Here is a 25,881-nt window from a genome sequence, read left to right as displayed (position 1 = left end):
AAGATGGATCAGCGTCTAGCCGATGGCGGGTCCTGAATCAGATCGACGCCCGGAAAGGCGACGGTCACGCGGTGTCTCGCTCAGGCGCAGGGGGCGGTCAAGCCGGCCACAACCGTTTGCGCGCGAAGGCGTGGCCGGAGCCGGATTTGAGGTAGCGTTCGAAATCCTCGGCCTGGCTTCGGCGGGAGAACGTAATGTAAGTCACCAGACGCCACGGGACGTGTTTCGAGGTGTGGCCGGACTTGCCAGCGTTATGTTCCGCGAGGCGGCTCTTCAGATCAGACGAGACGCCGACATAGCGTTGGGTCGGATCGTTGAGGCTTTCGAGCAGGTAGACGTAGTGCAATCGGCGGCTCGCGTCAGCCAGCCGTGCTTCGCCAAGGCTTCGCAGGGCATCCTGCTTCTCCCATTGGCTTGCGCAGGACTTCGTCCTGCGAAGCCCGCAGGGCGAAGCAGGATGGTGCGGTCGAGAAGACTCGAACTTCCACGGGTTGCCCCACAGCGACCTCAACGCTGCGCGTCTACCAATTCCGCCACGACCGCTCGCATCGGAGGCGGGGGGAATAGCGGAGTGCGAGGGCTATGGGAAGGGGGCCGAGAAGGGCTTGGGCAATAGGCAGTAGGCAGTAGGCGATTCAAGTGCCGCCGTGAGCCTCGAGGCTGACGATGAGGCTGCGCAACATTCGACCGAGTTCGTCTGCCTGCTCCAGAAAAGGATCGGTTTCGGCAGCCGAGCAGATCGACACGCGCGCACACAACAGCAGGTGAGTCTCTGTTTCCTTCAGCGAGCCTTGCGCGATGCGAAGGTGGTTCAGGTAGGCCGGCTTGGAGGCTCGGCCGTATCCTTCGGCGACGTTGGCGGCGATGGAGCTGCTGGCGCGCCTCAGCTGCGAGGTAAGCCCGAATTGCTCGTCTCGCGGAAACGACTTGGTCAAGGTGTAGACCGCGACGGCGAGATCCATCGCGCGCTGCCAGACCTTGAGGTCACGATAGCTTTTGACCTCGGCCAACAGCGTTCGTCCTTACTGCCTACTGCCTACTGCCCGTTAAGCCGCCCCCGCCATGAAGTCATAGACGTCGGCCGGTCGGGTCACGACGATGGTGATGCGGTCCTCGCGCAGCTCGATCTGACCGCGGGCCACGGGGTGGTTGTTGGCCAGGATCCAGACCTCGTCCTGTTCGCCCGCGTCCAGCGGGATCACCGCGCCGCGGCCCATGCGCAGCAGTTGCGCCATCGGCAGCACGGAACGGCCGAGGACCACGCTGATCTCGACGTTCACCGCTTCGACTTGGGACATGGGATACTCGGCACTGGAGGAGTGGTCTTGCATGGAAGCCCCCGAAAGCCACATTGCCCCGTCATGCTTGCTGAGCCGTTAAACACGTCGGACCGACGCCTTCATCGCGCCGATCGACAGCCCGTCGAGTGGGGCGTGGCGCGCGGATATGTCGGCTACGACGCCGCCGTGGCCGAGATGGAGGCGCGCGCGGCGCTGATCGCGGCGGGCGAGGCGCCGGAACGGGTCTGGCTCCTGGAGCATCCGCCGCTCTACACGGCCGGCGTGTCGGCCAGGGACGACGACCTGCTGGACGCTCGGTTTCCCGTGCATCGGACCGGGCGCGGCGGCCAGTTCACCTATCACGGGCCCGGCCAGCGGGTGGCCTATGTGATGCTGGACCTGGACAAGCGCGGGCGCGACGTGCGCGGCTTCGTGCGGGGCCTCGAGCGCTGGCTGATCGAGGCGCTTAACCGGTTCGGCGTCGAGGCCGACGTGCGCGAGGGCCGGGTCGGCGTCTGGGTCGAACGGAAAGGTCCCGGCTGGTCGCGCGAGGACAAGATCGCCGCCATCGGCGTGAAAGTCCGCCGCTGGGTCAGCTTTCACGGCATCAGCCTGAATGTTGAGCCGGAACTGGACCACTTCGGCGGCATCGTGCCCTGCGGCATCCGCGAGCACGGCGTGACCAGCCTGGTCGATCTCGGCGTCCTGGCGACGATGGACGAGGCGGACGCGGCGCTGAAGTCGGCGTTTCAGGCCGTCTTCGGACCAGTGGTCGACGCCAGTGCCGACGGCGGCGCGCCGTAGCGGTTGAACACCTTCTGGCCGGGCCAGACCGCCAGGGCGCCGAACCAGATCAGGTGCAGCGCCACGCTGACCTCGTCGCGGAACTCGCCCATCGGGGAGGGGGCCATCCAGACGATCGCGGTCGCGGGCGCCGCCCACCAGCCGCTGCGACCGATGTCGTGCAGCCGCTGCGCCATCAGGCAGAACAGCACGAACAACAGCGGCAGCCGGATGGCCCAGAACAGCGCCTCGCCCGTCCAGCCCGCCGGCGGGATGAGCCCGGCCAGAAGCGCGACCGCCGTCACCGCCCCCAGCCCGAGCACGAACATCAGCCTGCCGATGCGGCCGTTCCCGGTGAACAGGGCGTCGGTGAATTGGTGCGGGGCGATCACGGTCGGGCTCGCGGTTGATGGTCGCCTAGATCAAGCGGATATCTGCAGGGTAGCCGCCCAGGGACGCGTCGGATGTGAACAGCACGCGCTCCTCGACAAGCGCCTGAGCCACGATCAGGCGATCGAAAGGATCCTTGTGAATCGGCGGCAGGAGAGGGGCGGCAAGCGCATGCTCTCCGCTGACAGGCAGCTCGACATATGCGGCGGCCAACAGCCCTTGGCGCAACGCGGCTGGATCAATGCGAAAGTCAGACCGAGCGAGCGACCGCTTGATCCCTATCTCCCAAAGGCTCGCGACGCTGTAGGCGACATCCGTGGCGGGATCGTCGACGACCGTTCTCATCGACTCAGCTCGTGCGTCGCCCGCGGCGATCCAGATCAGCAGGTGAGTGTCCAGCAACGCTCTCAATGGTCGAGGCCGAACTGCCGCTCGATCTCTTCCCGGCCGAGCGCATCGAAGTTGTCCGGCACTGAGATCAAGCCCTTCATCATGCCGAATCGTTTAACTGACATAGGCTCCGACGACACCGCCTCGACCTTCACCAGAGGCTTTCCCGCCTTCGCGATGATGAAGGGGTGGCCTTGCAGCGCCTGCTGGATGAGACGCGAAAGATGCGTCTTGGCCTGATGAATGTTTACCGTCTCCATAAGACTAGACTAACAGACTTAGTCTATCTTCGCCAGCGTCAGACGAACTCCACGAGCACGTCGTCGGCGGCGACGCTGTCGCCGTCCTTGGCGCCGACGGTCTTGACCACGCCGTCGCGCTCGGCGCGCAGGATGTTCTGCATCTTCATCGCCTCGATGATGGCGACCGCCTCGCCCGACTTGACCTCCTGGCCCGGCTTCACCGGGATCGAGACCACCAGCCCCGGCATCGGCGACTGGATCAGCTTGGAGGTGTCCGCCGCCGCCTTCTCGGGCAGGCGGGCGTAGAGGTCCGCGACAGAGGGGCTGAGCACCCGCACCCGGGCGCGGGCGGCCCGCTGACGGATGTCGAAGCCGTCGGCGACGCGCTTCACCTCGGCGGTGAAGGGCTCGCCGTCGAGCACGGCGCGGAACTGCGCCAGCCCGGGCCGCCAGTCGATGTCGGACAGCCGCACCGGCGCGTCGCGATCGCTCAGGTCCAGCGTCAGCGCCTCCGCGTCGTCATAGGCGAGCGCGACCTCCACGGGCGTCTTGTCGAACAGGACCGTCCACTGCGTGCGATCCGACGGATCGCCCGACTGCTCCGCCAGGATCTCATGCATCGCCATGGCCGCGGCGATCATCAGGTCGCGTTGGTCCGGCGTGGCGGGCAGACCATGGAAGCCGTCGGGGAACTCGTCCTTGATGTAGCTGGTCGACAGCCGCCCTGACCGGAACCGCCGCTGGTCCATCACCGCGGACAGGAACGGCACATTGTGGCCGAGGCCCGAGATGTGCGTGTCCTCCAGCGCCCGGGCCATGCCGTCCACGGCCGCGTCTCGCGTCTCGCCCCAGGCGCACAGCTTGGCGATCATGGGGTCGTAGAACATGCTGATCTCGTCGCCCTCCCGGACGCCGGAGTCGTTTCGCACGACGTAGCCGTCCTGCTCGCCCTCCTCGGGCTGCTCATAGCGCACCAGCCGCCCGATCGAGGGCAGGAAGCCGCGATAGGGGTCCTCGGCGTAGATGCGGCTCTCGATCGCCCAGCCGTTGATGGCCAGCTGGTCCTGGGTGAAGGGCAGGGGCTCGCCGGCTGCGGAGCGGATCATCTGCTCGACCAGATCCACGCCGGTGATCAGCTCCGTCACAGGATGCTCGACCTGCAGGCGGGTGTTCATCTCCAGGAAGAAGAAAGACTTGTCCTGACCGGCCACGAACTCGACCGTGCCGGCGGAGTCGTAGTTCACGGCCCGCGCCAGGGCGATCGCCTGGGCGCCCATCGCGGCGCGGGTCTCAGGATCCAGAAGCGGGGAGGGGGCCTCCTCGACGACCTTCTGGTTGCGGCGCTGGATCGAGCACTCGCGCTCGAACAGGTGCACGATGTCGCCGTGCTTGTCGCCCAGCACCTGGATCTCGATGTGGCGGGGGTCGACGATGAACTTCTCGAGGAAGACCCGGTCGTCGCCGAAGGCGTTCTTCGCCTCCGCCTTCACCGCCGCGAAGCCCTCGGCCATGTCGGCGTCGGAGTGGGCGACGCGGATGCCCTTGCCGCCGCCGCCGGCCGAGGCCTTGATCATCACCGGATAGCCGATGCCGCGGGCGATCTCGACCGCCTGTTCGGCCGTGTCGATCAGGCCCATGTGGCCCGGCACGGTCGAGACTCCGGCGTCCGCCGCGAACTTCTTGGAGGTGATCTTGTCCCCCATGGCCTCGATCGCCTCGGGGTTCGGCCCGATGAAGGCGATCCTCTCGTCGCGCAGGCGGCGCGCGAAGCCCGCGTTTTCCGACAGGAAGCCGAAGCCTGGATGCACCGCCTCCGCCCCCGTCCGGCGCACCGCCTCGACGATCTTGTCCGCCAGCAGGTAGGACTGGGCCGCCGGCGCCGGTCCGATCAGGACCGCCTCGTCCGCCATCTCGACCGCCAGGGAGCGTGCGTCGGCCTCTGAATAGACGGCTACGGTTCCGATCCCCATGCGACGGCAGGTCTTGATGATGCGAACGGCGATCTCGCCCCGGTTGGCGATCAGGATCTTTGAGAACATGCTTCCTGGCGGTCCCTGAGGTCGGGCGCTTCGACGGCCCCTTGGCGACCGTCCGATTAGGCCGGACCTCGACGCGAGTAAACGGCGGGCCGCGCTCGCCCGCGGGGGGAAAGGCTGACGCAGGGTGCCGCTTTGGCCTTGGCAAGGCGATGGTGAATGGGGATAACGACCGCCATCCCCGACGCGACAGCCTTTCCGGAGTGACTTCGATGATCCGCGCGCTCGCCGCTTCCGCCGCCGCCCTGGCCCTCTGCGTCGCCGCCGCGCCGGCCGCCGCCCAGAACTGGCAGGCCATCGCCCAGCAGGACCTGACGGCCGCCCGCGACGCCCTGAAGGCCGACCATCCGGCCGTGGTCGTTCCGGGGCCGGGCGACACCTTTCGCGCCTGGGTCGACGCGGGCTACGACCAGATCGCCGCCGAAATTCCCCGCGTTCGCGGCGCGCGCGACTACTTCTATGTGCTGCAGGGCTACGCTGGCGGCTTCCGCGACAACAACATCCGCCTGAACCCGTCCTACGAGCCGCTGCCGGCCTGGTTCGCCGCCGCGACGCCGAACTTCGCCACGGCCTGGCGCGACGGCGGCTATGTGGTGTCCTGGGTCAAGTCGGGCGTGCGCGGCCTGCCGCCGCTGGGCGCGCGGGTCATCTCCTGCGACGACCAGCCGATCGAGGAGTTCGCCCAGGTGCGTCTGGACCGGTGGGAGGGCAACCTCCAGCTGGAGGCCGAACGGGTGCGCACCGCCCCCTATCTGCTTTGGGACCGCGACAACAGCTTCGCGCCGGGCGTGCCGCGCCAGTGCCGCTTCCAGGACGGCCGTCGCCAGCGCAACTTTGTCCTGACCACCGCCATCACGTCCGAGGACGACCGTCGCGCCGCCTGGGCCGCGTCGGTCTACACCGCGCCGACGCCGCTCGCGGTCGAGACCGTGGATGGCCGCGGCTGGATCCATGTGCACACCCTTGAGGCCGATGCCGACTGGACCGCCTTCTATGCGGCGGTCGAGGCTCAGCGTGATCTGCTGCAGGGGCCGAACGGCGTGGTCATCGACCTGCGCGGCGCCTCGGGCACGGACGCGGAGGCGACCCGCCGCGGCTATGGCCTGGCCAACCGTCTTTGGACCGTGGAGTACACCGCGCCGCGGCAGCCGGAAGCCGGCACGATCGTATATCGCGCGACGCCGGGGAACCGCGAGTGGTACGCCCAGACCCTGGCGCGGATGGAGGCGGACCCCCTGTTCGTCGCGGAATCCATGCCGGTGATCGAGCAGACCCGCGCCATCGTGGCGGCCTTCGACGCCGCCATCGCCGCCGGCCAGCCCAGCTTCACCCTGGACGGCCGCGCCGCCGCCCCGGACACCGGCGCCGCCAACCCGGTGCAGGGCCGCGTGGTCGTGCTGATCGACGGCGGATGCTCGGGCGGCTGCCTGGACGTGGTCGATCTGCTGAAGAACCTGCCGAACGTGGTGCTGGCCGGCGCGCCGACGAACGCGGACTCGATCTTCATAGAGGCGACCGACATCCGCCTGCCGTCGAACTACGGCGACCTCAGCTTCGGTCACAAGGCCTGGACGACGCGCGAGCGCGGCCACAACGTCCCGCACACGCCGCAGGTCCCCTATACCGGCAACCCGACCGACGAGACGGCGGTTCGGGCTTGGGTCAACGGCCTGTTCGCGGGCTGAGCCACGGGTGGCGGCCGGGTCGGGCCGCCCCCACATGCCTGTCATGACCGAAGAGACGCTCCGCTCCGCCGCCGGCTACGATCTGACGCCCCCCGACGAGGGCCAGCGCGTCGCCCTCGAGGCCGGGCTCGACGCCGAGGAACGGCGCGTCCTGCTCGCACACGGCACGGAGGCCCCGTTCTGCGGGACCTTGCTGGGCGAGAAGCGGGCCGGCGTCTTCTGCTGCCGTATGTGCGGCCTGCCTCTGTTCAAGGCCGGCACGAAGTTCGAGAGCGGCACCGGCTGGCCCAGCTTCACCGAGCCGGTGGACGAGGCGCATGTTCTGGCGATCCGCGACACGTCGTACGGCATGGTGCGGATCGAGACCCGCTGCGCCCGCTGCGACAGCCACCAGGGGCACGTGTTCCCCGACGGCCCCCCGCCGACGGGGCTGCGCTACTGCATCAACTCGGTGGCGCTGCGGTTCGTCCCGATGGGCGAGCCCTTGCCGGATCCGCTTCAGCGCGGCGACGGGGTCGCCCGATGATCGCCGCATTGGTCGCGGACGTTCGTCGGGTTTAGGAGAAGCCCATGTCGCTGCTCGTCGCCCTTCTGGCCCTGTCCGTCTCGGATCCCGACGGGGTCGTCACCACCGGCCGGGTGTCGGACGCGCTTCCGGCCGCCGTGGCCGCGGGCGCCTCTCCGATTCTGGACGAACAGGCGCCGGTGCTTCGCGCCGGGACCCAACTCAGCACCGCCGAGCAGATCGACCGCTTCCTGGCACCCGCCCGCGCCGCCGACGCGCGCGACCGCGCGGAGCGACAGGCCGGTTCGCTGGAATGGCGGGACGACCGGCGGGTTCACGGCGAGGTCAACGTCGGCGTCGGCAGCCACGACTTCACCACCTACGGCGCCACCATCTCCGTCCCCGTCGGCGAGAACGGTCGCGCCACCTTCAGCTACCAGCAGAGCGAGGGCGGCCGGTACTACGCGCCCTATGGCGCGCCGGTCTGGGGCGCACCGGTCTGGGGCGCGCCGACCTGGGGCCCGCTCATGCGTCCGCACGTCATCGATTGACGAGGCTTCGGGGGGCTGGACGCGTCCTCGACCGGGCGAGGACGCGATCAACTCAGATGGTGCCGCCGGGCAGGATTGAACTGCCGACCTCAGCCTTACCAAGGATGCGCTCTACCACTGAGCTACGGCGGCCCGATCTGAGGAAGCGGCCGTATAGCCAATGGACTCCGCAGGGGCAAACCCAAAATGCGCGCTTGATCGACGGAGCGCGGTGAGGCTTCTCGCGGCATGGCCGAAGACGACCCCGACCCCAAGCCCGAGGACGCGGAGGCGCGGCGCAAGGCCGAGCGGGACGCACGCCTGGCCCAGGCCCTGCGCGCCAATCTGCGTCGTCGCAAGGCCGCCAGGGCGTCGCCCGCGGACGAGTGAGGCTCGGAAACGCAAAGTCACCGCGCCCCCTTTGGCGCCCGCCCTTCGCCGCGCTACAGACGAAACCCGCCGCGCCCGTCGCGTGGCGGAGACAGAGACTCCATGGACCGCATCGCCATCGTGGGCGGCGCGCGACTGACCGGCGAGATTCCGGTCAGCGGCGCCAAGAATTCCGCCATCAAGCTGATGGCCGCCGCCATCCTCACCGACCAGCCGCTCAAGCTGACCAACATGCCGCGCCTGGCCGACACGCGGTTTCTGGGCCAGCTGCTGCGCGCCTTCGGCCTGTCGGTCGAGGAGAGCGACCCGGCCACGACGGTGCTGCACGCCAGGGAGATCACCTCGACCTTCGCGCCCTATGATCTGGTGCGCCAGATGCGCGCCAGCTTCAATGTGCTGGGCCCGCTCCTGACGCGCACCGGGGAAGCCAGGGTGTCCCTGCCGGGCGGATGCACCATCGGGGCGCGGCCGGTCGATCTGCATCTGAAGGCCCTGCAGGCGCTCGGCGCCGAGATCACGCTGGAGGAGGGCTATGTCCACGCGGTCGCGCCGAAAGGCCTGAAGGGCGCCGAGATCGAGTTTCCGTTCGTCTCGGTGGGCGCCACCGAGCACGCGCTGCTCGCCGCCGTGCTGGCCGAGGGGACGACGGTGCTGCGCCGCGCGGCCTGCGAGCCGGAGATCGGCGACCTGGCCCACTGCCTCAACGCCATGGGCGCGCGCATCGAGGGAATCGACACGGACGTCCTGACCGTCACTGGCGTCAGCTCGTTGAGGGGGACCGAGTGGTCGGTGATCCCCGACCGGATCGAGATGGGCTCCTACGCCGTGGCCGCCGCGATGGCGGGGGGCGAGGTGCGGCTGACGAAGAGCCGGCCGGAGCTGATCGCCGCCCTGACCGACCGCATGGTCGCCGCGGGCGTGGAGGTCGAGCCGACGTCCGACGGCGTGATCGTTCGCCGCGATCCGGCCCAGCGCCTCAAGGCCGTCGATGTGACCACCGAGGTCTATCCGGGCTTCGCCACCGATCTGCAGGCCCAGTTCATGGCGCTGATGACCCTGGCGCGGGGCGAAAGCGTCATCCACGAAACCATCTTCGAGAACCGCTTCATGCACGCGCCGGAGCTGATGCGGCTCGGCGCCGAGATTTCCGTCCACGGCGGAGAAGCGCGGGTCACCGGCGTGGACCGGCTGGTGGGCGCCCAGGTCATGGCCACGGACCTGCGGGCCTCGGTCAGCCTGGTGATCGCCGGCCTGGCGGCGGAGGGTGAAACCACGATCGGTCGCGTCTATCATCTTGATCGCGGCTTCGAACATCTGGAGGCCAAGCTCCAGGCGTGCGGGGCCGATGTGCGGCGGATCAAGGGAGAGTCGGATGAGCATTGAGACGGAGGTCGAGGCGGCGGCCGCGCCGTCCAAGGCGCTGGAGCCGCTGCGCCTGCTCGCCCAGGACGGCGACGACCTGCAGATCATCTCCGCCGCCCTCCAGGACGCCATCGTGCATCCGGCCGACATCGCCTGGGACCGGCGCGCGCGCACCCTGACCGTCGAGCTGAGCCGCTTCTGCTGGGAATGCGGCGGCACCCGCGTGCGGGCGGCCATGCAGTTCGGCGACGTGCTGAAGGTTCAGAGCCGACGGCTGCCGCGCGGCGAGGACGTGCCGCTGGAGCTGCTGGCCATGGATTTCCTGCCGGGCGCGGAGGCGCCGGCGGGCCAGGTCGTCATGATGTTCGCCGCCGGCGGCGATCTGAAGCTGGACGTGGAGTGTCTGGACGCCGTGGTCACCGACCTGTCCGAACGCTGGCCCGCCAAGGCCGCGCCGGCGCACCCGCTCGACGGCGACGCGGCGTGAGCGACGGGGCGAACAGGCTGGGCTCGATCGAGCTGGATCAGGCGACCCTGCCGTCCGCGACCGCCGAGATCGAACACGAGCGGCGCGTCGCCATCTTCGATCTGGTCGAGAAGAACCACTTCGCGCCGGTCGGCGGCGGCGGCGGTCCGTATGCTCTCAAGCTCAGCCTTCAGGACAGCCGCCTGGTGTTCGACATCACCGGGCCCGGCTTCGGCAAGCTGCATGCCCTGTCGCTGACGCCGTTCAAGGCCGTGGTGCGCGACTACATCGCGATCTGCGACAGCTACTACGAGGCGCTGCGCGGCTCGTCCCCGAGTCAGATCGAGGCCGTCGACATGGGCCGGCGCGGCCTGCACAACGAAGGCGCCGAGCTGCTGCGCGAGCGTCTGGACGGAAAGATCGAGTTGGACCTCGAGACCAGCCGGCGGCTGTTCACGCTCATCACGGCGCTGCATCGACGCGGCTGACGGGTCGACGCCGCCGCCGTTTTGGTGCATAGGCCCGCCGCTTGGAAGGTCGCGCATCGCCCGGCGCGGCCCTGATCCCTGTCATATCGGGCGAGAGAGACCGCATGGCGAAGGAAGAACTGCTCGAGTTTCCCGGCGTGGTCAGCGAACTGCTGCCGAACGCGACGTTCCGCGTGACCCTCGAGAATGACCACGAGATCATCGCCCACACGGCGGGCAAGATGCGCAAGAACCGCATCCGCGTGCTGGCCGGCGACAAGGTCCTGGTCGAGATGACGCCCTACGACCTGACCAAGGGTCGCATCACCTATCGCTTCAAGTAAGGACCGGCCGCCCATGGCGGGCGACCGTCCCGAGTTGATCCTGGCCTCGGCTAGCCCGCGCCGGAAGGAGCTTCTGGCGCAGATCGGGGTGGTCCCCGATCGCATCCTGCCCGCCGACATCGACGAGACCCCGCTGAAGGCCGAGCCGCCCGCACGGCTCGCCGAACGACTGGCGCGGGAGAAGGCGGCGGCGCTCTCAGCCTCCAGCCCCGAGTCCATCATCCTGGCGGCGGACACCGTGGTCGCCCTGGGCCGGCGTCTTCTCGAGAAACCGGCCGACGAGGCCGAGGCCGCCGCCTTCCTGCGTCTGCTGTCCGGCCGCAACCATCGCGTCTACACCGGCGTCGCCGTGGCGCGGGGCGAGCGCCGGTCCGCACGACTGGTCGAGACGCGGGTCGCCTTCAAGCCGTTGTCCGAGGACGAGATCGCGTCCTACGTCGCCACCGGCGACTGGCGGGGCAAGGCCGGCGGCTACGGGATCCAGGGGCCCGCGGGCGCCTTCGTCCGGCGAATCGTCGGCAGCCAACCGGCGGTCATGGGCCTGCCGCTCTATGAAACCTCGGCGCTGCTCAGGGGCGCGGGCTGGCGGCCGTGAGCCTGGTCGAGCTGTTCCTGGACGAGACGCCGGGCGAGACGCGGGGCGTCCTGGTCCGTGACGGGCGCTGCGAGCGGCTGGTGATCCAGCGCGAGGGCGATATCCCTCAGCACCGTCTGGGCACCCGCTGCGTGGGCCGGGTCAGCGAGGTGCGCGCGGCCTACGGAGCCGCCTTCGTCGATCTCGGCGTCGGCGGCGCGCCGGGCTTTCTGCCGCTGGGTGGTCGATCCGCTCTTCACGAGGGCGACAGCCTCGAGGTCGAGGTGGTGAGCGAGCCGCGCGGGTCGAAGGGGCCGTCGCTCCGGTTGCTCGGTCCCGGGCAGGGGGCTCCGCGTCTGCTCGTCGCCGGGCCGGACGTGGAGACGCTGCTGAAGGGTTGGGCGCCTGGCGCGGAGATCGTCGAGGGCCTGCCCGCGATCGATGCGGCGCTGCAGGCCGAGGAGGAGGCGCTCTCGACCGGCTTTGCTTTTCCGGACGGCGTCGACGTCGCCGTGGAGCGCACCCGCGCCCTGGTGGCGGTGGACATAGACCATGCCGCCCTCGGCGGGAACGGCGGGTCGCGGGCGCGGGACCGCGCCAATCGGGAGGGGCTGCGTCAGGCGGCGCGCATGATCCGGCTCAGGAGCTGGGGCGGGCTGGTGGTGATCGACCTCGCCGGCTCGAAGCTGAACCCCGAGAGGGTGACCCAGGCCGCGCGCGAGGCGTTCGACGGCGACGGGGCGGCGCTGGGGCCGCTCAGCCGATTCGGCCTGCTCCAACTGACGATCCCCTGGACGCGCACGCCGATCGAGGAACGGCTCGGCGAGCGCGGCGGCCGCTCGGCCCTGACACGAGCGATCGATCTGACGCGTCGCCTGCGCCGCGCGCTGATCTGCGACACGGCGTCGCCGAGGCTGATCGCCCGGTGCTCTCCGCAGGTCGCGGCCCTCGCGGCCTCGCTCGTGGCGCGGCTCGGGCCCAGGGCCGGGGTCGCGGCGGACGACCGCGCCGCGTCCGACCACATCGACATTCGCGAGGACTGACCGATGGCGACCTGCCCCATCTGCGCCAAGGCGCCGGCCCAGCCCGCCTACCGCCCCTTCTGTTCCAAGCGCTGCGCCGACCTCGATCTGCAGCGCTGGTTCACCGGCGCCTACAGGATTCCCGTGCCCGAGGACGAGACCCCGCCGGACGCCGAGGAGGCGTGACGACAGGCGCTGGACAGGCCCCATGTCGTCGCCTATAGACCCCGCTCCCGAATGAACGGGCCCGGGCCTGGGTAGCTCAGTTGGTAGAGCAGCGGATTGAAAATCCGCGTGTCGGTGGTTCGAATCCGCCCCCAGGCACCACTTCGCACGAACCGTCGATCGAGCGCCTGAAAATGGGGCGTCGCGCAACGTTGTTGCGTCATAAGACGGTCGCTTTTCGGCATAACGCTCCATCTTGAACGCGAAGGCTCGCCCCAGGGGCGAAAAGCGCCTCAACGCCCTTGACGCTCTGTTATGGGTTCGCCAAAGGAGCTTGACCGCCAAGGCCCGTGAGGGCGGAAAGCGGCTGTCCGGACGTCGATCCGGACCGTCGTCTTCCGGTCGATCCGATCCTGCTTTCCGGCGGGGCAACCGGCATCGAGCTGAGGCGTTCGGTCGTTCGGTCGCTTTCGGCCGCGCGGCAGGTTTTCACAGGGCCGACGCCGACAGGCGGAGGTCTCGGGTCCCACGAGTCAGACCAAAGCAGGAACTGGCGACACATGCTGAACAGCAAGAAGACGAACCTCCTCCTCGCCATGGCCGGCGCCGCCGTCCTGATGGCGGGCTCGCCGGTCCTGGCGCAAGACGCGGCCCCGGCTCCGGCCGCCGCGGAAGCGACCACGGCCGCCCCGGCGGAAGCCGCCCCGGCTCCGGCCGCCGGCGCCGCCGCTGAAGATCCCGCGTCGCTGAACGAAGCCGTCGGCGGCGGCCACGGGGGCGGCGGCCTGACCCCGATCTCGATGTTCCTGATCGCCCACCCGGTGGTTAAGGTCGTCATGATCGGCCTCGTGCTGGCCTCGGTGTTCTCCTGGACCCTGCTGCTCATCAAGTTGCTCGAGTTCGGCTCGCTGAACCGCAAGACCGACCGCTTCCTGGAAGCCTTCCGCGGCGCCCGCACCGTCGCCGACATGCGTCGGGTCTCCACCTCGGAAGAGTTCGACGGCAACCCGCTGGCCGACATGGCCGCCGCCGCGACCGAAGAAATCGAGCTGTCGCGTCAGGCCGGTCTCTCCATCACCGGCGAACACCGCGACACCGCGCTGCTCCGCGCCCAGACCGCCGTCGCCGCCGTCCAGTCCTCGATCGCCAGCCGCCTTTCGGGCGGTCAGCAGTTCCTGGCCTCGGTCGGTTCGTCGGGTCCGTTCATCGGTCTGTTCGGCACCGTGTACGGCATCATGAACTCGTTCATCGGCATCGCCGAGTCGAACACCACCAACCTGGCCGTCGTGGCCCCGGGTATCGCCGAGGCGCTGCTGGCCACCGGCATCGGCCTGTTCGCGGCCATCCCGGCGGTTATCTTCTACAACTACTTCAACACCCGCATCGCGGCGTACGGCGTGCGTTCGGACGGCTTCAACGCCGAGCTGATCAACGGCATCTCGCGCCAGCTCGACAAGGGGGCGTAATCTAGATGGGCGCCAAACTCTCCGGTTCGGGGGGTGGCAAGTACGCCATTGAGCAGAACTCCGAGATCAACGTCACGCCGTTCGTCGATGTGATGCTCGTCCTGCTCATCATCTTCATGGTGGCGGCTCCGCTCGCCACCGTGTCGGTGCCCATCGAGCTCCCGCGGGCGGTCGCGCCGCCCGCCCAGAACCCGCCGAAGCCGGTCTACATCTCGATCCAGTCGGACGGCGACGTTTACGTCGGCGACTTCCGGACCGACGTGTCGACCCTGGGCCAGGACCTGACGGATCAGATTGGTTCGCGTAACCCGGAAGACGAGCGCATCTTCATCCGGGCGGACCAGACGACCCGCTACGGCGACTTCATGCAGGTCATGAACGCGCTGCAGGACAACGGCTTCTATTCCGTCGCCCTGGTGGGCGAAGACCAGTCGACGTCGTAAGGGGGCAGGAGAAAGCATGACTGCTGAAACCCACGCCCACCGCGATCCGATCCTGGATCCGCCCCGCAAGAAGAAGGGGCTGTCCACGGGGGCGATCGTCGGCATCGCGGTCTCCGCGATCCTGCACATCGCCGCGGGCGTCTGGCTGTACAAGTCGAAGTTCGAACTGCAACCGTTCGAATACACCGACGACGCGGTCGACGTGGAGCTGATCGAGCCGGCGCCTCCGCCGCCTCCTCCGCCCCCGCCGCCGCCGCCGCCGCCGGACACGCCGCCGCCGCCGAAGCTTCAGGTGCGCGAGCCGGTCGTGACGACCAACGCGCCGCCGCCGCCGGTGACGATCAACATCGAGCCGACGAAGAAGGAAGACCGCGTCGAATACACCGGTCCGCCCGTCATCGTCCCCGGCCCGCCGCCGCCGCCGGCTCCGCCGGCTCCGGTCCGTCCGTCGGTGATCACCACCCCGGACTGGGTCCGTCGTCCCAGCGGCGCCGACCTGGCCCGGTTCTATCCGGAACGCGCGCTGGAGCGTGGTGTCAGCGGCCGGGCCACGGTTCAGGGCGTCGTGACCGAGAGCGGTCGCGTCGAGAACTGCACCGTCGTGAGCGAAGAGCCGGCGGGTCAGGGCTTCGGCCGGGCCACCGTGCAGCTGTGCTCGCGGTTCCAGATGCGTCCCCAGACGCGCGACGGGGCTCCCGTCGGCGGCGCCCGGGTGAATATTCCGATCGTGTGGAACGCGCCGGAGTAAGACCGGACCCCCGGTCTCGAGACAGAACGCCCCGCGGTTCGCCGCGGGGCGTTTTTCGTTGCGTGCGATGAAGCTAAGCGGCTGTCTGTTCGTTGTGGCTGACTGAACCGCCTGGGAGGATTCCGGATGCGCCTGCTCACCCCCGCCCTTCGTCGCCGCGGCGTAACGTCCGCCGTCGTCGTCGGCCTGACCGCTGCCCTGGGCGCCTGCGCCTACAACGAGACGCTCGGCCGTAACCAGCTCGTCTTGGTCGACGAGGGATCCCTGATCCAGCAGTCGAACGCCGCCTGGGCCCAGGCCATCCGCACCCAGCCCCTGAGCCGCGACCAGAGCCAGACCACGCGGGTCCGTCGCGTCGGCGAGCGCATCGTGCAGGCGGCCGGCCTGACCGACCGCTCTTGGGACTACGCGGTCTTCGTCAACGACGCGCCCAACGCCTTCGTCCTGCCGTCGGGCCAGATCGGCGTGACCACCGCGCTGCTCCAGCTCGTCCGCAACGACGACCAGCTGGCCACGGTCATCGGCCATGAGGTCGCCCACGTGGTCGCCCGTCACGCGGCCGAGCGGGCCAGCTCCACCGCCCTCGCCCAGGTCGGCGTCGCCGCCGTCCAGGGCGCCGCCGGCGACTATGGCCAGCAGGCCGGCGGCCTCGCCTCCATCTTCGCCCAGTACGGCGGGCTGCTGCCGTTCTCGCGCCGCGACGAGCTGGAGGCCGATCGCATCGGGGTCGATTTCATGGCTCGCGCCGGCTACCGCCCCTCGGAGGCGGTGGAGCTGTGGCGCATCATGGCCGCCCAGCGTCAGAGCGGCACGCCGGAGTTCGCCTCCACCCACCCGTCGGACGCCACCCGCATCCAGCAGCTGCAGCAGTACATCGCCCAGCGCGGCTATTCCTGACGCCGGGCTTTGACTTTTCGCGCGGGACGACTAGAGAAGCCGTCCCAGACCGAACGCGGTCCCTGCGGCCACGTCCGCCGGGGCCCAGCGTTCGGAGCGCTGGAGCGATGCCGCCTTAGCTCAGTTGGTTAGAGCGCCAGTTTGTGGCACTGGAGGTCCCCCGTTCGATCCGGGGAGGCGGTACCATCGTCCTCGGCAATGCGGCCCGGCCCGCGTGGCCTTCCGCACTCGGGCACCGTCCCCGTCACGCCTGGGCCGCCTGCGGTTCGCCAGTCATATCCGTCTCGATCAGCCGCGCCGCCGCGCCCTTGCGGCGCAGATGCGTCAGCGGCGTCTCGACCCCGGCGAGGGCCTCGACCGCCGCCGCATGGCCGGCCGCGACCGCGGGCTCATAGGCCTTCCAGTCCCGGATATCGACGCCGCCCGGATTGGGCTGGATCAGGACATCGGTCTCCTCGCGCGCGATTTCCAGCTCCGCGTCCGTGGTGATGGTGGCGGACCGCATCAGGATCGACACGATCGGCGTGCCCTTCTTCCACTCGCCGGTCAGCAGCCACTTCCACCACGACGGCGGCCGTTCGAGCGTCTCGGCGTCCACGCCCCGCATGCGCGACAGGTCCACGCCGATCACCGGGCCGGCGTTCAGCCGCTTCATGGTCTTGGTGGGGAAGTTGTCCAGCACCGCCCCGTCCACCAGCACCTCGCCCCGCGACACCACGGGCGGCAACACGCCGGGCAGGGAGATCGTCGCCCGGATCGCCTGCTTCAGGGGACCGCGCCGGTGCACCTCGATCTCGCCGCGCGTCAGGTTGGACGACACGCAGTAGAACGGCAGCAGCAGATCCTCCATCGCCTGGTCGCCATAGGCCTGCTCCAGCAGGCGCTGCACCTTGCGGCCCTGGGTCATGGCGATCAGCGGGAAGGCGATGTCGGCCAGGGGGCTGGAGTCCACGAAGGCCCTGCGGATGCGCTCGTCCATCTCCCGGTCATCCCAGCCGAGCGCCACGCCCGCCCCGACCACGGCCCCCATGGAGGCGCCGCCGACGAAGTCGATCATCACCCCGGCTTCGCGCAGCGCCCGCACCGCGCCGATGTGGGCATAGGCCCGCGCACCCCCGCCGGACAGCACCAGGCCGATGGAGGCGCCGGAAATCACTCGCGCCATGCGCGCAGCGTCGCCGTCCTCGTCCTCGCGCGCCTGGAACCAGCGGTTGGGCTGCAGCGCGTCCAGCCAGACCCGGGTGTTGGCGGGCCGCGTCATGCCGCGTGGCCGCATCAGGATCAGATCGCGCGACTGACGCCGCAAGGCCTGGGTGGGGGAGGGGACCAGGTCCGTCGACGGCGCGGCCAGGGCGTCGCCGACCAGGAACAGGTGATCGACCTGGCGCATGCACAGGGCGGCCCAGGCGGTCTCCTCCCGCTCGGCCACGTAAAGGACGAAGTCGTGCGTGTCCTCGACCCGGGCGAACCATTCCGCGACCGAGCTCAGGGCCGACTGATCGACCACCTGCACCGTGAAGCCCAGCGCCTGGATCCCCGCTGCGACCCGCTCCACGAACGCCCGGATGGGCCGTGGCCGGGCGGCGACGAAGCCGAAGACCGTCGGGTGGGCCCCGCCCTCCGTGCGGTCCCGGCTGCGGCGCACCATCAGCCGCGCCAGCTCGACCAGCAGGTCGGGATCGCCGCGGGCGGCCTCAAGGAACGCGTCCCTGGGCAGGGCCAGCATCTCGCTGTCGCGCAGGGCGACGACGGTGGCCGTGTGCGGCGTCTCGGCCACCAGCGCCATCTCGCCGACGGGCTCCCCCGGCCGCACGACGCCCTTCAGCTCCGGCTCGCCGTTCATGCCGTCGGTGAACACCCCCAGGCGCCCGGAGCGCAGCAGATAGAGGGTGTCGGACGGCGCGCCGGCGACGAACAGCGGCTCGCCCGAGGTCAGGGTGAACCAGCTGGCGCGTGTCGAGGCCTCGCGTTCGAACACCCGCGCCAGGGCGGCCTCGAAGGTGTCGGCGCGGCGTCTGCGGCCCATCAGCCCCATCTGGCGTCCCCGTTCATCGGCCTCACCCTAATGCGAAGGTGGCGCGGTTTGGTTAAGGCGCAAGGGCGCGCGCGTCCGGGCGTCAACGCGCGAGCGGGCGAGGCGGGGGCGCCGGGCGACAGGCCTGTGCTTCCCGACCGGCGCGGCTTCCCCTAAACCGGCCCCATGCCGAAGCTGACCTCGTCCCTCGACCGCCAGAGCCCCGCCTTCAAGACGCTGGAGGCGCACAATCGGGCGCTCCGCGACGAGCTCTACGCCCGGGTCGCCGAGGCGGCGCTGGGCGGGCCCGAGGCCAGCCGCGAGCGCCATGTGAAGCGCGGCAAGCTGCTCCCGCGCGACCGGGTCGAGCGCCTGCTCGACCCCGGCTCGCCGTTCCTGGAGATCGGCCAGCTGGCCGCCTACGGCATGTACGGCGGCGAGGCGCCGGGCGCGGGCATGATTTGCGGCGTGGGGCGCGTGTCCGGCCGCGAGGTGATGATCGTCGCCAATGATCCGACGGTGAAGGGCGGGGCCTACTTCCCCCTGACGGTCAAGAAGCACCTGCGCGCCCAGGAGATCGCCGAGCAGAACCGGCTTCCGTGCGTCTATCTGGTGGACTCCGGGGGGGCGAACCTGCCGCATCAGGCCGAGGTGTTTCCCGACCGCGACCACTTCGGCCGCATCTTCTTCAACCAGGCCCGGATGAGCGCGGCCGAAATCCCCCAGATCGCCTGTGTGATGGGCAGCTGCACCGCCGGCGGCGCCTATGTCCCGGCCATGTCGGACGAGACGGTGATCGTCCGCAACCAGGGCACCATCTTCCTGGCCGGTCCCCCGCTGGTGAAGGCCGCGACCGGCGAGGTCATCAGCGCAGAGGAACTGGGCGGCGCCGAGACCCACGGCCGGCGGTCCGGCGTGGTCGATCATGTGGCGGAGAACGACGAGCACGCGCTGGAGATCGTGCGCGCCATCGTCGCCGACCTGAACATCACCAAGCCCATGCCGCTGGACGTTCGCGAGCCCCAGGCCCCCGCTTTCGACCCGGAGGAGCTGTACGGCCTGATCCCCGACGACGTGCGCGCGCCCTATGACGTGCGCGAGGTGATCGCGCGGGTGGTCGACGGCTCGGACTTCGACGAGTTCAAGCGCGACTACGGCACGACGCTGGTCTGCGGCTTCGCCCGCATCTGGGGCTATCCGGTCGCCATCCTGGCCAACAACGGGGTGCTGTTCAGCGAAAGCGCGCTGAAAGGCGCCCACTTCATCCAGCTGGCCTGCAAGCGGAAGATCCCGCTGGTGTTCCTGCAGAACATTTCGGGCTTCATGGTCGGCGGGAAGTACGAGGCCGAGGGCATCGCCAAGAACGGCGCCAAGCTGGTCACCGCCGTCGCCAGTGCAGAAGTGCCGAAGTTCACCGTCCTGATCGGCGGCAGCTTCGGCGCCGGCAACTACGGCATGTGCGGCCGGGCCTATTCCCCGCGCTTCCTGTTCACCTGGCCCAACAGCCGGATCAGCGTCATGGGCGGCGAACAGGCCGCCAGCGTGCTGGCCACCGTCAAGCGCGACGCCATGGAGGCCAAGGGCGAGACCTGGTCCGCCGAAGAGGAGGCCGAGTTCAAAGCCCCGATCCGGCAACGCTACGAGGACGAGGGCAGCCCCTATTTCGCCACCGCCCGCCTGTGGGACGACGGAATCATCGACCCGGTGCAGACGCGGGACGTGCTCGGCCTGGCGATTAGCGCGAGCCTCAATGCGCCCGTGCCGGGGACGCGGTTCGGGGTGTTCAGGATGTGATGGGCTCAACGCCGGCGGTGAGTTGGACGCCGACACGTCGCTTCAACGTCAGCGACTGCTCCGGCCTCGTGCAACCCAGATCGGCGGCCCTTACTCAGCGCGTCCGGGCGTAGCCTTTGGCCTGCATGCAGTGGTCATAGATGCTGGCCTGAATCCGGGCCGCGCGATCCACGCGAGCCAGGTCCCGATCAAAATTCGGTGCGGGATGGTGGAGAGGACTCGAAGGGGGATAGACGGGGTTCGTCCGCGCTTGCTGGGTGCAGGCCGTGGAGTCCATCTGCCTCTGTGTGGCCGTCGCGTCGAGCGGGCTAGAGGACGTCAGGTCCGAGGCGCAGGCCGATAAGGCGCTGGTTGCGATCACCGGAAGAACGCGTTTGAGCATCGCCGTCTCCCTCTCGAAGCCTCAACTGTCCGCAGACAACGACGGACCGTCAAGTCATGGACGCCGAGGGGGTCCGTAGCGGAGGCCGGCGGCGTTGAATGGACACCACCGCCCCGGCGACTCGCGCGCGCGCGCCATGGTCGTCCGCCTCGCGGATGGAACCCTCTGAGATCAGTGGGCGACGCCCACGGGGAGGTGGCTTTTGTCATGCCTGCCGACCTTGTCGATCAGGGTTCGACCAGCCTGGTTCATGCCGATGACCTCGACGTCGGCGCCCTGGCGGCGATAGCGGAACACGACCTTGTCCACCGCCGCAACGCCGGTGAGGTCCCACAGATGCGCCCCGGTCATGTCGATCTCGACGCGTCTGGGATGACCGTGATGCTCGAAGGCGGCGGCGAAAAAGTCCGCTGAGGCGAAGAACAGATTTCCCGTGACCCGGTAGCGCAGCACGCCGTCTTCCGGCGTCTCGATCTCCTCGACTCCGATGGTCTTGCCGACCTTGCGCATGAAGAAGACGGCAGAGAGGATCACGCCGAGCACCACCCCCTTGGACAGATCATGGGTGACGACCACGGTCGCTGTCGTGGCGATCATGACGATGGACGACTGGAGCGGCGTTGAGCGCAGCTTGATGACCGATCCCCAATCGAACGTGCCGACCGAAACCATGATCATCACGGCCACCAAGGCGGCCATCGGGATCTGAGCGACCCAGGGTCCGAGCACAAGGATCAGAAACAGCAGAAACAGGCCGGCCCACAGCGTTGACAAGCGGCCTCGCGCGCCGGAGGTCACATTGATGATCGACTGACCGATCATGGCGCAGCCCGCCATGCCGCCGAACAGGGACGCGGCGATATTGGCGATGCCCTGGCCGCGGGTCTCGCGGTCCTTGTCGGAAGGGGTGTCGGTGATGTCGTCCAGCAGATTGGCGGTGAGCAGGCTTTCCAGCAGACCGACGAAAGCCAGGGTCGCCGACACGGGCGCGATGATGGCCAGGGTCTCCCAAGTCAGAGGGACGTCGGCGATGTGAAAGGCCGGCAGTGCGGAGGGCAGTTGCCCCATGTCGCCGACCGTCCGCACATCGGCGCCCGTGAGCATCGTCAGTGCGCTCAGAGCCACGATGGCGATCAGGGGCGCGGGCACCGCTCTGGTGATCAGCGGAAAGCCGTAGATGATCGCCAAGCCCGCCCCGACCAGCGCGAAGGTCTGCCAGTTCGCCCCGATCAACTCGGGCATCTGGGCGAGGAAGATCAGGATCGCCAGCGAGTTCACAAAGCCCGTCATGACGCTCCGAGAGACGAACTTGATGTAACGGCCCAGCCTGAACAGGCCCACGACGATCTGGAAGACGCCGGTCAGCAGCGAGGCCGCGAAAAGGTACTCCAGCCCGTGATCGCGCACGAGGCCGACCATTAGAAGGGCCATCGCCCCGGTCGCCGCCGAGATCATGGCCGGACGTCCGCCGACGAAGGCGATCGTCACGGCGATGACGAAGCTGGCGTAGAGCCCCACCGCCGGATCGACCCCCGCGATAAGGGAGAAGGCGATGGCCTCGGGGATCAGGGCCAAGGCGACGACCGTCCCCGCCAGCAGGTCGCGGCGAGGATTGGCGAGCCATTGCTGGCGCGCGGAAGCGATCATGGACATGTGCATGTCAGTAGGTTCTGCCGCATCGCGCGGCTCGGTTTCCTGACGGATGGGCGGTCAGGATAGCCACCCGTCGCCTGGCGGCAGGCGCGGGTCCAAGGTTGCCGCGCCTAATGCCCCTGACAGGCGACCAAAGCAAGGTCCGGGGCGCGGTCAAGGCCGTGGAGGCCCGCCGATGCGGTCGGCCGCGCTGGTCGCCATCTACTCCCCGCCGTGTTCAGGATGTGAGAAGGGGGGTGAGGAGCACCAGTGAGCAAGTCGTGAGCAAAGGCATCGCTTCGCCCGGCTCACCCCTTGCTCACGAGCACTGTTCACTCCTACGCCTATCGCGCGTTGATGTCCCGAAGGAGCTTCCGATGACCAAAACCCCCATCGACCCCGACCCCAACGCGCTCGACATCACCGACGCCGAGGCGGCGGAGATCAACCGCATCGTCCATCCCTTTCTGGCCGATCCGGCGCCGGACGCCGACGACCGGCTGGTGCGGGTCGAGGGCACGCCTGACGGGATCGTCTTCGTCACCATCAACCGGCCGCAGAAGAAGAACGCCTTCGACGCCGCCACCATCGCCGCGCTCAACGAGGCGTTCGAGACCCTGCACGGCGCCGACCACGTCCGCGCGGTGTTCCTGCGGGGCGCGGGGGGCACGTTCTCGGCGGGCGCGGACCTGGGCTGGATGCGCGACGCGGTGGACTGGTCCGAGGGCGACAACCGCGACGACGCCATGGGCCTGGCGAGGATGCTCAAGAGCCTGCACGACATCCCGGCGCTGACCGTCGCCCTGGTCGAGGGCGCGGCGATGGGCGGGGGCGCGGGGCTGGTGGCCGCCTGCGACATGGCCGTGGCGGTGAAGGGGACGCGCTTCGCCTTCTCCGAGGTCAAGCTGGGCCTGATCCCGGCGACGATCAGTCCCTATGTCGTCGAGGCGGTGGGGGCGCGAAAGGCGCGCCAGCTGTTCATGACCGGCAATGCGTTCGACGCGGACTACGCCGCCGCCATCGGCCTGGTCGACGCCGTGCTGCCGGACGGCGCCGCGATCCCCGGCTTCGTGGACCAGCTCAGCGCCTCGCTCAGGACCAGCGCGCCCGGCGCGATGGGCGACGCCAAGCGTTTGACCCATTCGGTCGCCGGCCACCGGATCGACAGCGGCCTGATGGACGACACCGCCAAACGCATCGCCCGCGCCCGTGTCTCCGACGAAGGCCAGGAGGGCGTCCGCGCCTTCCTGGAGCGCAAGAAGCCCCGCTGGGCGGAGTGACTTGGCGGAGGCGTCGGTAAGGATTATCCTTACGCCATGATCATCAGCCGTATCACCACCAAGGCTCAGACCACAATCCCTCAGGCGGTCCGCACGGCGTTGGGGCTGGGACCGGGCGACGCCGTGGCTTATGAGATCGTCGATGGCCACGTCCGCCTCACCAAGGCGCGCGAGCCCCAGCGCGATGATCCTTTCGCGACCTTCGACGAGTGGGACGGCGACGCCGATCGCCGGGCCTATGCCGACTTTTGAGTTCGGCGACGTCGTTCGTGCGCCGTTTCCCTACACGGATCGGGAGACCCGCCAGCACCGCCCCGCGCTCGTCGTCGCGGCCGGCCTGGGCGAGGAGCGACGGATGGTGTGGGTCCTGATGATCACCAGCGCGGAGAACCGCCCCTGGCCCGGGGACGTCGATGTCGGCCCCGAACATCGGGCCTGTGGACTGCCGGCCCCATCGGTGGTCAGGACCGCGAAGATCGCCACCGTCGAGGCCGAGCGGATCGACAGGGTCGGGACGGCCCCCGCCGATCTGCGGGCGACGGTCCGCCAGACACTCAGCGGCCTATTCGTCGCCTGACACTCGCCACTCGACACTCTAGAACACACCCATGTTCAAATCCGTGCTGGTCGCCAATCGCGGCGAGATCGCCTGTCGTGTGTTCCGCACCGCTCAGCGGATGGGGATGCGGACCATCGCCGTCTATTCCGACGCGGACGCCGAGGCGCCGCATGTGAGGATGGCCGACGACGTCGTCCGCCTGGGTCCGGCGCCCGCGCGGGAATCCTATCTCGACGCCACGAAGGTCCTGGAGGCCGCGAAGGCCACGAGCGCCGAGGCCATCCACCCCGGCTATGGCTTCCTGTCCGAGAACGCCGACTTCGCCGAGGCGGTCATGGCGGCCGGCATCGTCTGGATCGGCCCGCCGCCCGCCGCCATCCGCGCCATGGGCCTGAAGGACGCGGCGAAAAAGCTGATGATCGAGGCGGGCGTGCCCGTCACCCCCGGCTACCAGGGCGAGGACCAGTCGCTGGAGACGCTGTCGGCCGAGGCCGACCGCATCGGCTACCCCATCCTGATCAAGGCGGTCGCGGGCGGCGGCGGCAAGGGCATGAAGCGGGTCGACGACCCCGCCGACTTCGCCGCCGCGCTGGCCAGCGCCCAGCGGGAGGGCCAGTCCTCCTTCGGCGACCCCCGCGTGCTGCTCGAGACCTACATCACCCGCCCGCGCCACATCGAGGTGCAGGTGTTCGGCGACAGCCACGGCGAGGTCGTGCACCTGTTCGAGCGCGACTGCTCGCTCCAGCGCCGCCACCAGAAGGTGATCGAGGAGGCGCCCGCGCCCGGCATGGACGAGGCGACCCGCGCCGCGGTCACCTCCGCCGCCGTGCGGGCGGCGAAGGCCGTGAACTATGAGGGCGCGGGCACCATCGAGTTCATCGCCGATGCGTCGGACGGCCTGCGCGGCGACCGCATCTACTTCATGGAGATGAACACCCGGCTCCAGGTCGAGCATCCGGTGACCGAAATGGTGACCGGCCAGGACCTGGTCGAGTGGCAGTTCCGCGTCGCGGCCGGCGAGCCCCTGCCGCTGAAGCAGGACCAGATCAACCTGAACGGCTGGGCCATGGAGGCGCGCCTCTATGCGGAGGATCCGGCCTCCGGCTTCCTGCCCTCGATCGGCAAGCTGGAGCACTTCCACCTGCCGGACGACGTCCGCGTCGACACGGGCGTCGAGCAGGGCGGCGAGGTCAGCCAGTTCTACGATCCCATGATCGCCAAGCTGATCGTCCACGAACCGACCCGCGAAGCCGCCGCCGCGCGCCTGGCCGAGGCCTGCGGCGAGGTCGAGGTCTGGCCCATCAAGACCAACGCGGGCTTCCTGAAGCGCTGCCTGGAGCACCCGCGCTTCGTCGTCGGCGACGTCGACACCGGCCTGATCGCGGCGGAGAGCGAGGCTCTCGAATGGCGGGCCGACGCCTCGGTGGAGGCTGCGGCCCTGGCCCTGGCGGCGGAGAACGAGTGGCACAGCCGGGTCTTCTACCGCGGCGCGGATCGGGCGGGTCCCTTCGAGGGGCTGCCGGGCTCGACCTACGGATTCCGTCTGAACGCCGGGCCGCGCGCGACCTACGCCATACGCATGGGCGGTCGAAAGCTGGCGCGCGGCGTGCTCGCCGACGGGGGCGAACCCATGTGGCGGATCGGTGATCTGACCGCCGAGGTGCAGGGGCAGAGCATTCGCGTCGACGGGCGCACCTTCGGCTGGGCCTACGGCGAGGGGGACGAGGACATCCTTTTCGCGGACGGGGAAGCGATCCCCGTGCGCTGGCGGGGCCCCATCGCCGATCGCGGCGCGGCCGGCGGCGCCTCCGACGGCGCGCTCCGCGCCCCCATGCCGGGCAAGATCGTCGCCGCGCAGCTGAAGGCTGGGGACGCGGTGGCCAAGGGCCAGCCCGTCGTGGTGCTGGAGGCCATGAAGATGGAGCACGCCCTGACCGCGCCCTTCGACGGCGTGGTCGAGACCCTGTCGGTCGCGGTGGGGGATCAGGCCACCGAGGGCGCGGTGCTGGCGGTGGTGAAGGCCGCGGCCTGAGCC

The 25,881-nt window shown here is 69.4% G+C and carries 30 protein-coding genes, 4 tRNA genes and 1 other annotated feature; of the genes, 23 read left to right on the top strand and 11 right to left on the bottom strand.

The features are described from left to right. Positions 1-97: 97 nt before the first annotated feature. The 4 genes from ACFFGE_RS09970 to ACFFGE_RS09955 form a co-directional block, all read right to left on the bottom strand. Entirely contained in the window at positions 98-346 is a 249-nt protein-coding gene (locus ACFFGE_RS09970) for a GIY-YIG nuclease family protein (RefSeq protein WP_376836214.1), read from the bottom strand. Positions 347-458: 112 nt separating this feature from the next. Further along, positions 459-543: transfer RNA gene (locus ACFFGE_RS09965), tRNA-Leu, on the bottom strand. A 92-nt stretch (positions 544-635) separates the two neighbouring features. Next, positions 636-1,010, bottom strand: coding sequence for a four helix bundle protein (locus ACFFGE_RS09960; protein ID WP_376836212.1), 375 nt, complete (start codon positions 1,008-1,010; stop codon positions 636-638). Between the two features lie 36 nt (positions 1,011-1,046). Further along, entirely contained in the window at positions 1,047-1,352 is a 306-nt protein-coding gene (locus tag ACFFGE_RS09955; RefSeq protein WP_376836211.1) for a FliM/FliN family flagellar motor switch protein, read from the bottom strand. A 9-nt stretch (positions 1,353-1,361) separates the two neighbouring features. Here ACFFGE_RS09955 and lipB point away from each other — a divergent pair, with 9 nt between their 5' ends. Continuing rightward, on the top strand, positions 1,362-2,084 hold the full coding sequence (lipB, locus tag ACFFGE_RS09950) for a lipoyl(octanoyl) transferase LipB (protein ID WP_376836210.1): 723 nt from the start codon (positions 1,362-1,364) through the stop codon (positions 2,082-2,084). Here lipB and ACFFGE_RS09945 read toward each other — a convergent pair. Genes ACFFGE_RS09945 through ACFFGE_RS09930 form a run of 4 tightly spaced genes read right to left on the bottom strand, consistent with a single transcriptional unit; the run spans position 2,030 to position 5,124 of the window. Continuing rightward, on the bottom strand, positions 2,030-2,455 hold the full coding sequence (locus ACFFGE_RS09945; RefSeq protein WP_376836209.1) for a DUF805 domain-containing protein: 426 nt from the start codon (positions 2,453-2,455) through the stop codon (positions 2,030-2,032). The two genes, lipB and ACFFGE_RS09945, sit on opposite strands and share 55 nt — an antisense overlap. 25 nt (positions 2,456-2,480) lie before the next feature. Continuing rightward, positions 2,481-2,855 carry a type II toxin-antitoxin system VapC family toxin gene (locus ACFFGE_RS09940; protein ID WP_376836208.1) on the bottom strand — a complete coding sequence of 125 codons (375 nt, stop codon included), beginning with the start codon at positions 2,853-2,855 and terminating at the stop codon, positions 2,481-2,483. Between the two features lie 5 nt (positions 2,856-2,860). Continuing rightward, entirely contained in the window at positions 2,861-3,103 is a 243-nt protein-coding gene (locus ACFFGE_RS09935; RefSeq protein WP_376836207.1) for a type II toxin-antitoxin system Phd/YefM family antitoxin, read from the bottom strand. A gap of 38 nt (positions 3,104-3,141) precedes the next feature. Then, the gene (locus ACFFGE_RS09930; RefSeq protein WP_376836206.1) at positions 3,142-5,124 is read right to left on the bottom strand and encodes an acetyl-CoA carboxylase biotin carboxylase subunit; all 1,983 of its coding nucleotides are present in this window, start codon (positions 5,122-5,124) and stop codon (positions 3,142-3,144) included. A 209-nt stretch (positions 5,125-5,333) separates the two neighbouring features. On the opposite strand from ACFFGE_RS09930, the gene ACFFGE_RS09925 reads away from it, so the two are divergent. The 3 genes from ACFFGE_RS09925 to ACFFGE_RS09915 are packed head-to-tail and all read left to right on the top strand — an operon-like array spanning position 5,334 to position 7,862. After that, positions 5,334-6,806, top strand: a complete 1,473-nt coding sequence (locus ACFFGE_RS09925) for a S41 family peptidase (protein ID WP_376836205.1) — start codon at positions 5,334-5,336, stop codon at positions 6,804-6,806. Positions 6,807-6,849: 43 nt separating this feature from the next. Further along, positions 6,850-7,332, top strand: a complete 483-nt coding sequence (gene msrB / locus ACFFGE_RS09920; protein WP_376836721.1) for a peptide-methionine (R)-S-oxide reductase MsrB — start codon at positions 6,850-6,852, stop codon at positions 7,330-7,332. Between the two features lie 44 nt (positions 7,333-7,376). Further along, positions 7,377-7,862, top strand: coding sequence for a hypothetical protein (locus tag ACFFGE_RS09915; RefSeq protein ID WP_376836204.1), 486 nt, complete (start codon positions 7,377-7,379; stop codon positions 7,860-7,862). A gap of 57 nt (positions 7,863-7,919) precedes the next feature. Here ACFFGE_RS09915 and ACFFGE_RS09910 read toward each other — a convergent pair. Further along, positions 7,920-7,994 (bottom strand) — tRNA-Thr (locus tag ACFFGE_RS09910). A gap of 96 nt (positions 7,995-8,090) precedes the next feature. On the opposite strand from ACFFGE_RS09910, the gene ACFFGE_RS09905 reads away from it, so the two are divergent. From ACFFGE_RS09905 to ACFFGE_RS09840, 14 genes are all read left to right on the top strand, one after another. Continuing rightward, a complete protein-coding gene (locus ACFFGE_RS09905) occupies positions 8,091-8,231 on the top strand; it encodes a hypothetical protein (protein WP_376836203.1) in 141 nt (46 codons plus the stop codon). A gap of 102 nt (positions 8,232-8,333) precedes the next feature. Next, a complete protein-coding gene (murA, locus tag ACFFGE_RS09900; RefSeq protein ID WP_376836202.1) occupies positions 8,334-9,614 on the top strand; it encodes a UDP-N-acetylglucosamine 1-carboxyvinyltransferase in 1,281 nt (426 codons plus the stop codon). Next, positions 9,604-10,080, top strand: coding sequence for a DUF2948 family protein (locus tag ACFFGE_RS09895; protein WP_376836201.1), 477 nt, complete (start codon positions 9,604-9,606; stop codon positions 10,078-10,080). Before murA ends, ACFFGE_RS09895 begins: the two co-directional genes overlap by 11 nt. Next, positions 10,077-10,547 carry a UPF0262 family protein gene (locus ACFFGE_RS09890; protein ID WP_376836200.1) on the top strand — a complete coding sequence of 157 codons (471 nt, stop codon included), beginning with the start codon at positions 10,077-10,079 and terminating at the stop codon, positions 10,545-10,547. The genes ACFFGE_RS09895 and ACFFGE_RS09890 overlap by 4 nt, the downstream gene beginning before the upstream one ends. A 104-nt stretch (positions 10,548-10,651) precedes the next feature. Then, positions 10,652-10,870 (top strand): translation initiation factor IF-1, encoded by a 219-nt coding sequence (gene infA / locus ACFFGE_RS09885; protein WP_003164348.1) that lies wholly within the window; start codon positions 10,652-10,654, stop codon positions 10,868-10,870. A 13-nt stretch (positions 10,871-10,883) separates the two neighbouring features. Then, positions 10,884-11,465 carry a Maf family protein gene (locus tag ACFFGE_RS09880; RefSeq protein ID WP_376836199.1) on the top strand — a complete coding sequence of 194 codons (582 nt, stop codon included), beginning with the start codon at positions 10,884-10,886 and terminating at the stop codon, positions 11,463-11,465. Further along, positions 11,462-12,487 (top strand): ribonuclease E/G, encoded by a 1,026-nt coding sequence (locus ACFFGE_RS09875; protein ID WP_376836198.1) that lies wholly within the window; start codon positions 11,462-11,464, stop codon positions 12,485-12,487. Before ACFFGE_RS09880 ends, ACFFGE_RS09875 begins: the two co-directional genes overlap by 4 nt. A 3-nt stretch (positions 12,488-12,490) precedes the next feature. Further along, positions 12,491-12,652 (top strand): DNA gyrase inhibitor YacG, encoded by a 162-nt coding sequence (locus tag ACFFGE_RS09870; RefSeq protein ID WP_376836197.1) that lies wholly within the window; start codon positions 12,491-12,493, stop codon positions 12,650-12,652. Between the two features lie 65 nt (positions 12,653-12,717). After that, positions 12,718-12,793, top strand: a tRNA-Phe gene (locus ACFFGE_RS09865). Between the two features lie 398 nt (positions 12,794-13,191). Next, the gene (locus ACFFGE_RS09860) at positions 13,192-14,097 is read left to right on the top strand and encodes a MotA/TolQ/ExbB proton channel family protein (RefSeq protein WP_376836196.1); all 906 of its coding nucleotides are present in this window, start codon (positions 13,192-13,194) and stop codon (positions 14,095-14,097) included. A 5-nt stretch (positions 14,098-14,102) separates the two neighbouring features. After that, the gene (locus tag ACFFGE_RS09855) at positions 14,103-14,540 is read left to right on the top strand and encodes a biopolymer transporter ExbD (RefSeq protein WP_376836194.1); all 438 of its coding nucleotides are present in this window, start codon (positions 14,103-14,105) and stop codon (positions 14,538-14,540) included. Positions 14,541-14,556: 16 nt separating this feature from the next. Next, a complete protein-coding gene (locus ACFFGE_RS09850; RefSeq protein WP_376836193.1) occupies positions 14,557-15,288 on the top strand; it encodes an energy transducer TonB in 732 nt (243 codons plus the stop codon). Between the two features lie 126 nt (positions 15,289-15,414). Next, positions 15,415-16,185 carry a M48 family metallopeptidase gene (locus tag ACFFGE_RS09845; RefSeq protein WP_376836192.1) on the top strand — a complete coding sequence of 257 codons (771 nt, stop codon included), beginning with the start codon at positions 15,415-15,417 and terminating at the stop codon, positions 16,183-16,185. Between the two features lie 109 nt (positions 16,186-16,294). Further along, a tRNA-His gene (locus ACFFGE_RS09840) sits at positions 16,295-16,371 on the top strand. Positions 16,372-16,429: 58 nt separating this feature from the next. Here ACFFGE_RS09840 and ACFFGE_RS09835 read toward each other — a convergent pair. Continuing rightward, positions 16,430-18,211: a patatin-like phospholipase family protein gene (locus tag ACFFGE_RS09835; protein WP_376836190.1), complete on the bottom strand. Its 1,782-nt coding sequence runs from the start codon at positions 18,209-18,211 to the stop codon at positions 16,430-16,432. Between the two features lie 174 nt (positions 18,212-18,385). Between ACFFGE_RS09835 and ACFFGE_RS09830 the strand changes: the two genes are divergently transcribed. After that, positions 18,386-19,993: a carboxyl transferase domain-containing protein gene (locus ACFFGE_RS09830; RefSeq protein WP_376836189.1), complete on the top strand. Its 1,608-nt coding sequence runs from the start codon at positions 18,386-18,388 to the stop codon at positions 19,991-19,993. A gap of 553 nt (positions 19,994-20,546) precedes the next feature. Here ACFFGE_RS09830 and ACFFGE_RS09825 read toward each other — a convergent pair. After that, the gene (locus ACFFGE_RS09825; RefSeq protein ID WP_446680619.1) at positions 20,547-22,028 is read right to left on the bottom strand and encodes a SulP family inorganic anion transporter; all 1,482 of its coding nucleotides are present in this window, start codon (positions 22,026-22,028) and stop codon (positions 20,547-20,549) included. A gap of 36 nt (positions 22,029-22,064) precedes the next feature. Then, positions 22,065-22,128: a sequence feature (sul1 is cis-regulatory element that is thought to sense ions involved in sulfur or methionine metabolism; They are found in Alphaproteobacteria), on the bottom strand. 256 nt (positions 22,129-22,384) lie between these two features. Here ACFFGE_RS09825 and ACFFGE_RS09820 point away from each other — a divergent pair. The 4 genes from ACFFGE_RS09820 to ACFFGE_RS09805 are packed head-to-tail and all read left to right on the top strand — an operon-like array spanning position 22,385 to position 25,878. Then, positions 22,385-23,287: an enoyl-CoA hydratase-related protein gene (locus ACFFGE_RS09820; RefSeq protein ID WP_376836188.1), complete on the top strand. Its 903-nt coding sequence runs from the start codon at positions 22,385-22,387 to the stop codon at positions 23,285-23,287. A gap of 36 nt (positions 23,288-23,323) precedes the next feature. Further along, positions 23,324-23,539, top strand: coding sequence for an AbrB/MazE/SpoVT family DNA-binding domain-containing protein (locus ACFFGE_RS09815; RefSeq protein ID WP_376836186.1), 216 nt, complete (start codon positions 23,324-23,326; stop codon positions 23,537-23,539). Continuing rightward, entirely contained in the window at positions 23,526-23,864 is a 339-nt protein-coding gene (locus tag ACFFGE_RS09810) for a type II toxin-antitoxin system PemK/MazF family toxin (protein ID WP_376836184.1), read from the top strand. The genes ACFFGE_RS09815 and ACFFGE_RS09810 overlap by 14 nt, the downstream gene beginning before the upstream one ends. A 31-nt stretch (positions 23,865-23,895) precedes the next feature. Beyond that, complete coding sequence (locus tag ACFFGE_RS09805; RefSeq protein ID WP_376836182.1) at positions 23,896-25,878, top strand: acetyl/propionyl/methylcrotonyl-CoA carboxylase subunit alpha; 1,983 nt, start codon at positions 23,896-23,898, stop codon at positions 25,876-25,878. The last annotated feature ends 3 nt before the right edge of the window (positions 25,879-25,881 follow it).

Origin of the sequence: Brevundimonas balnearis (assembly GCF_042434805.1) — a bacterium.
Lineage (GTDB): Bacteria > Pseudomonadota > Alphaproteobacteria > Caulobacterales > Caulobacteraceae > Brevundimonas > Brevundimonas balnearis.
The sequence above is the reverse complement of the archived record's forward strand: the minus strand, read 5'-3'. Positions and strand labels throughout refer to the sequence as shown.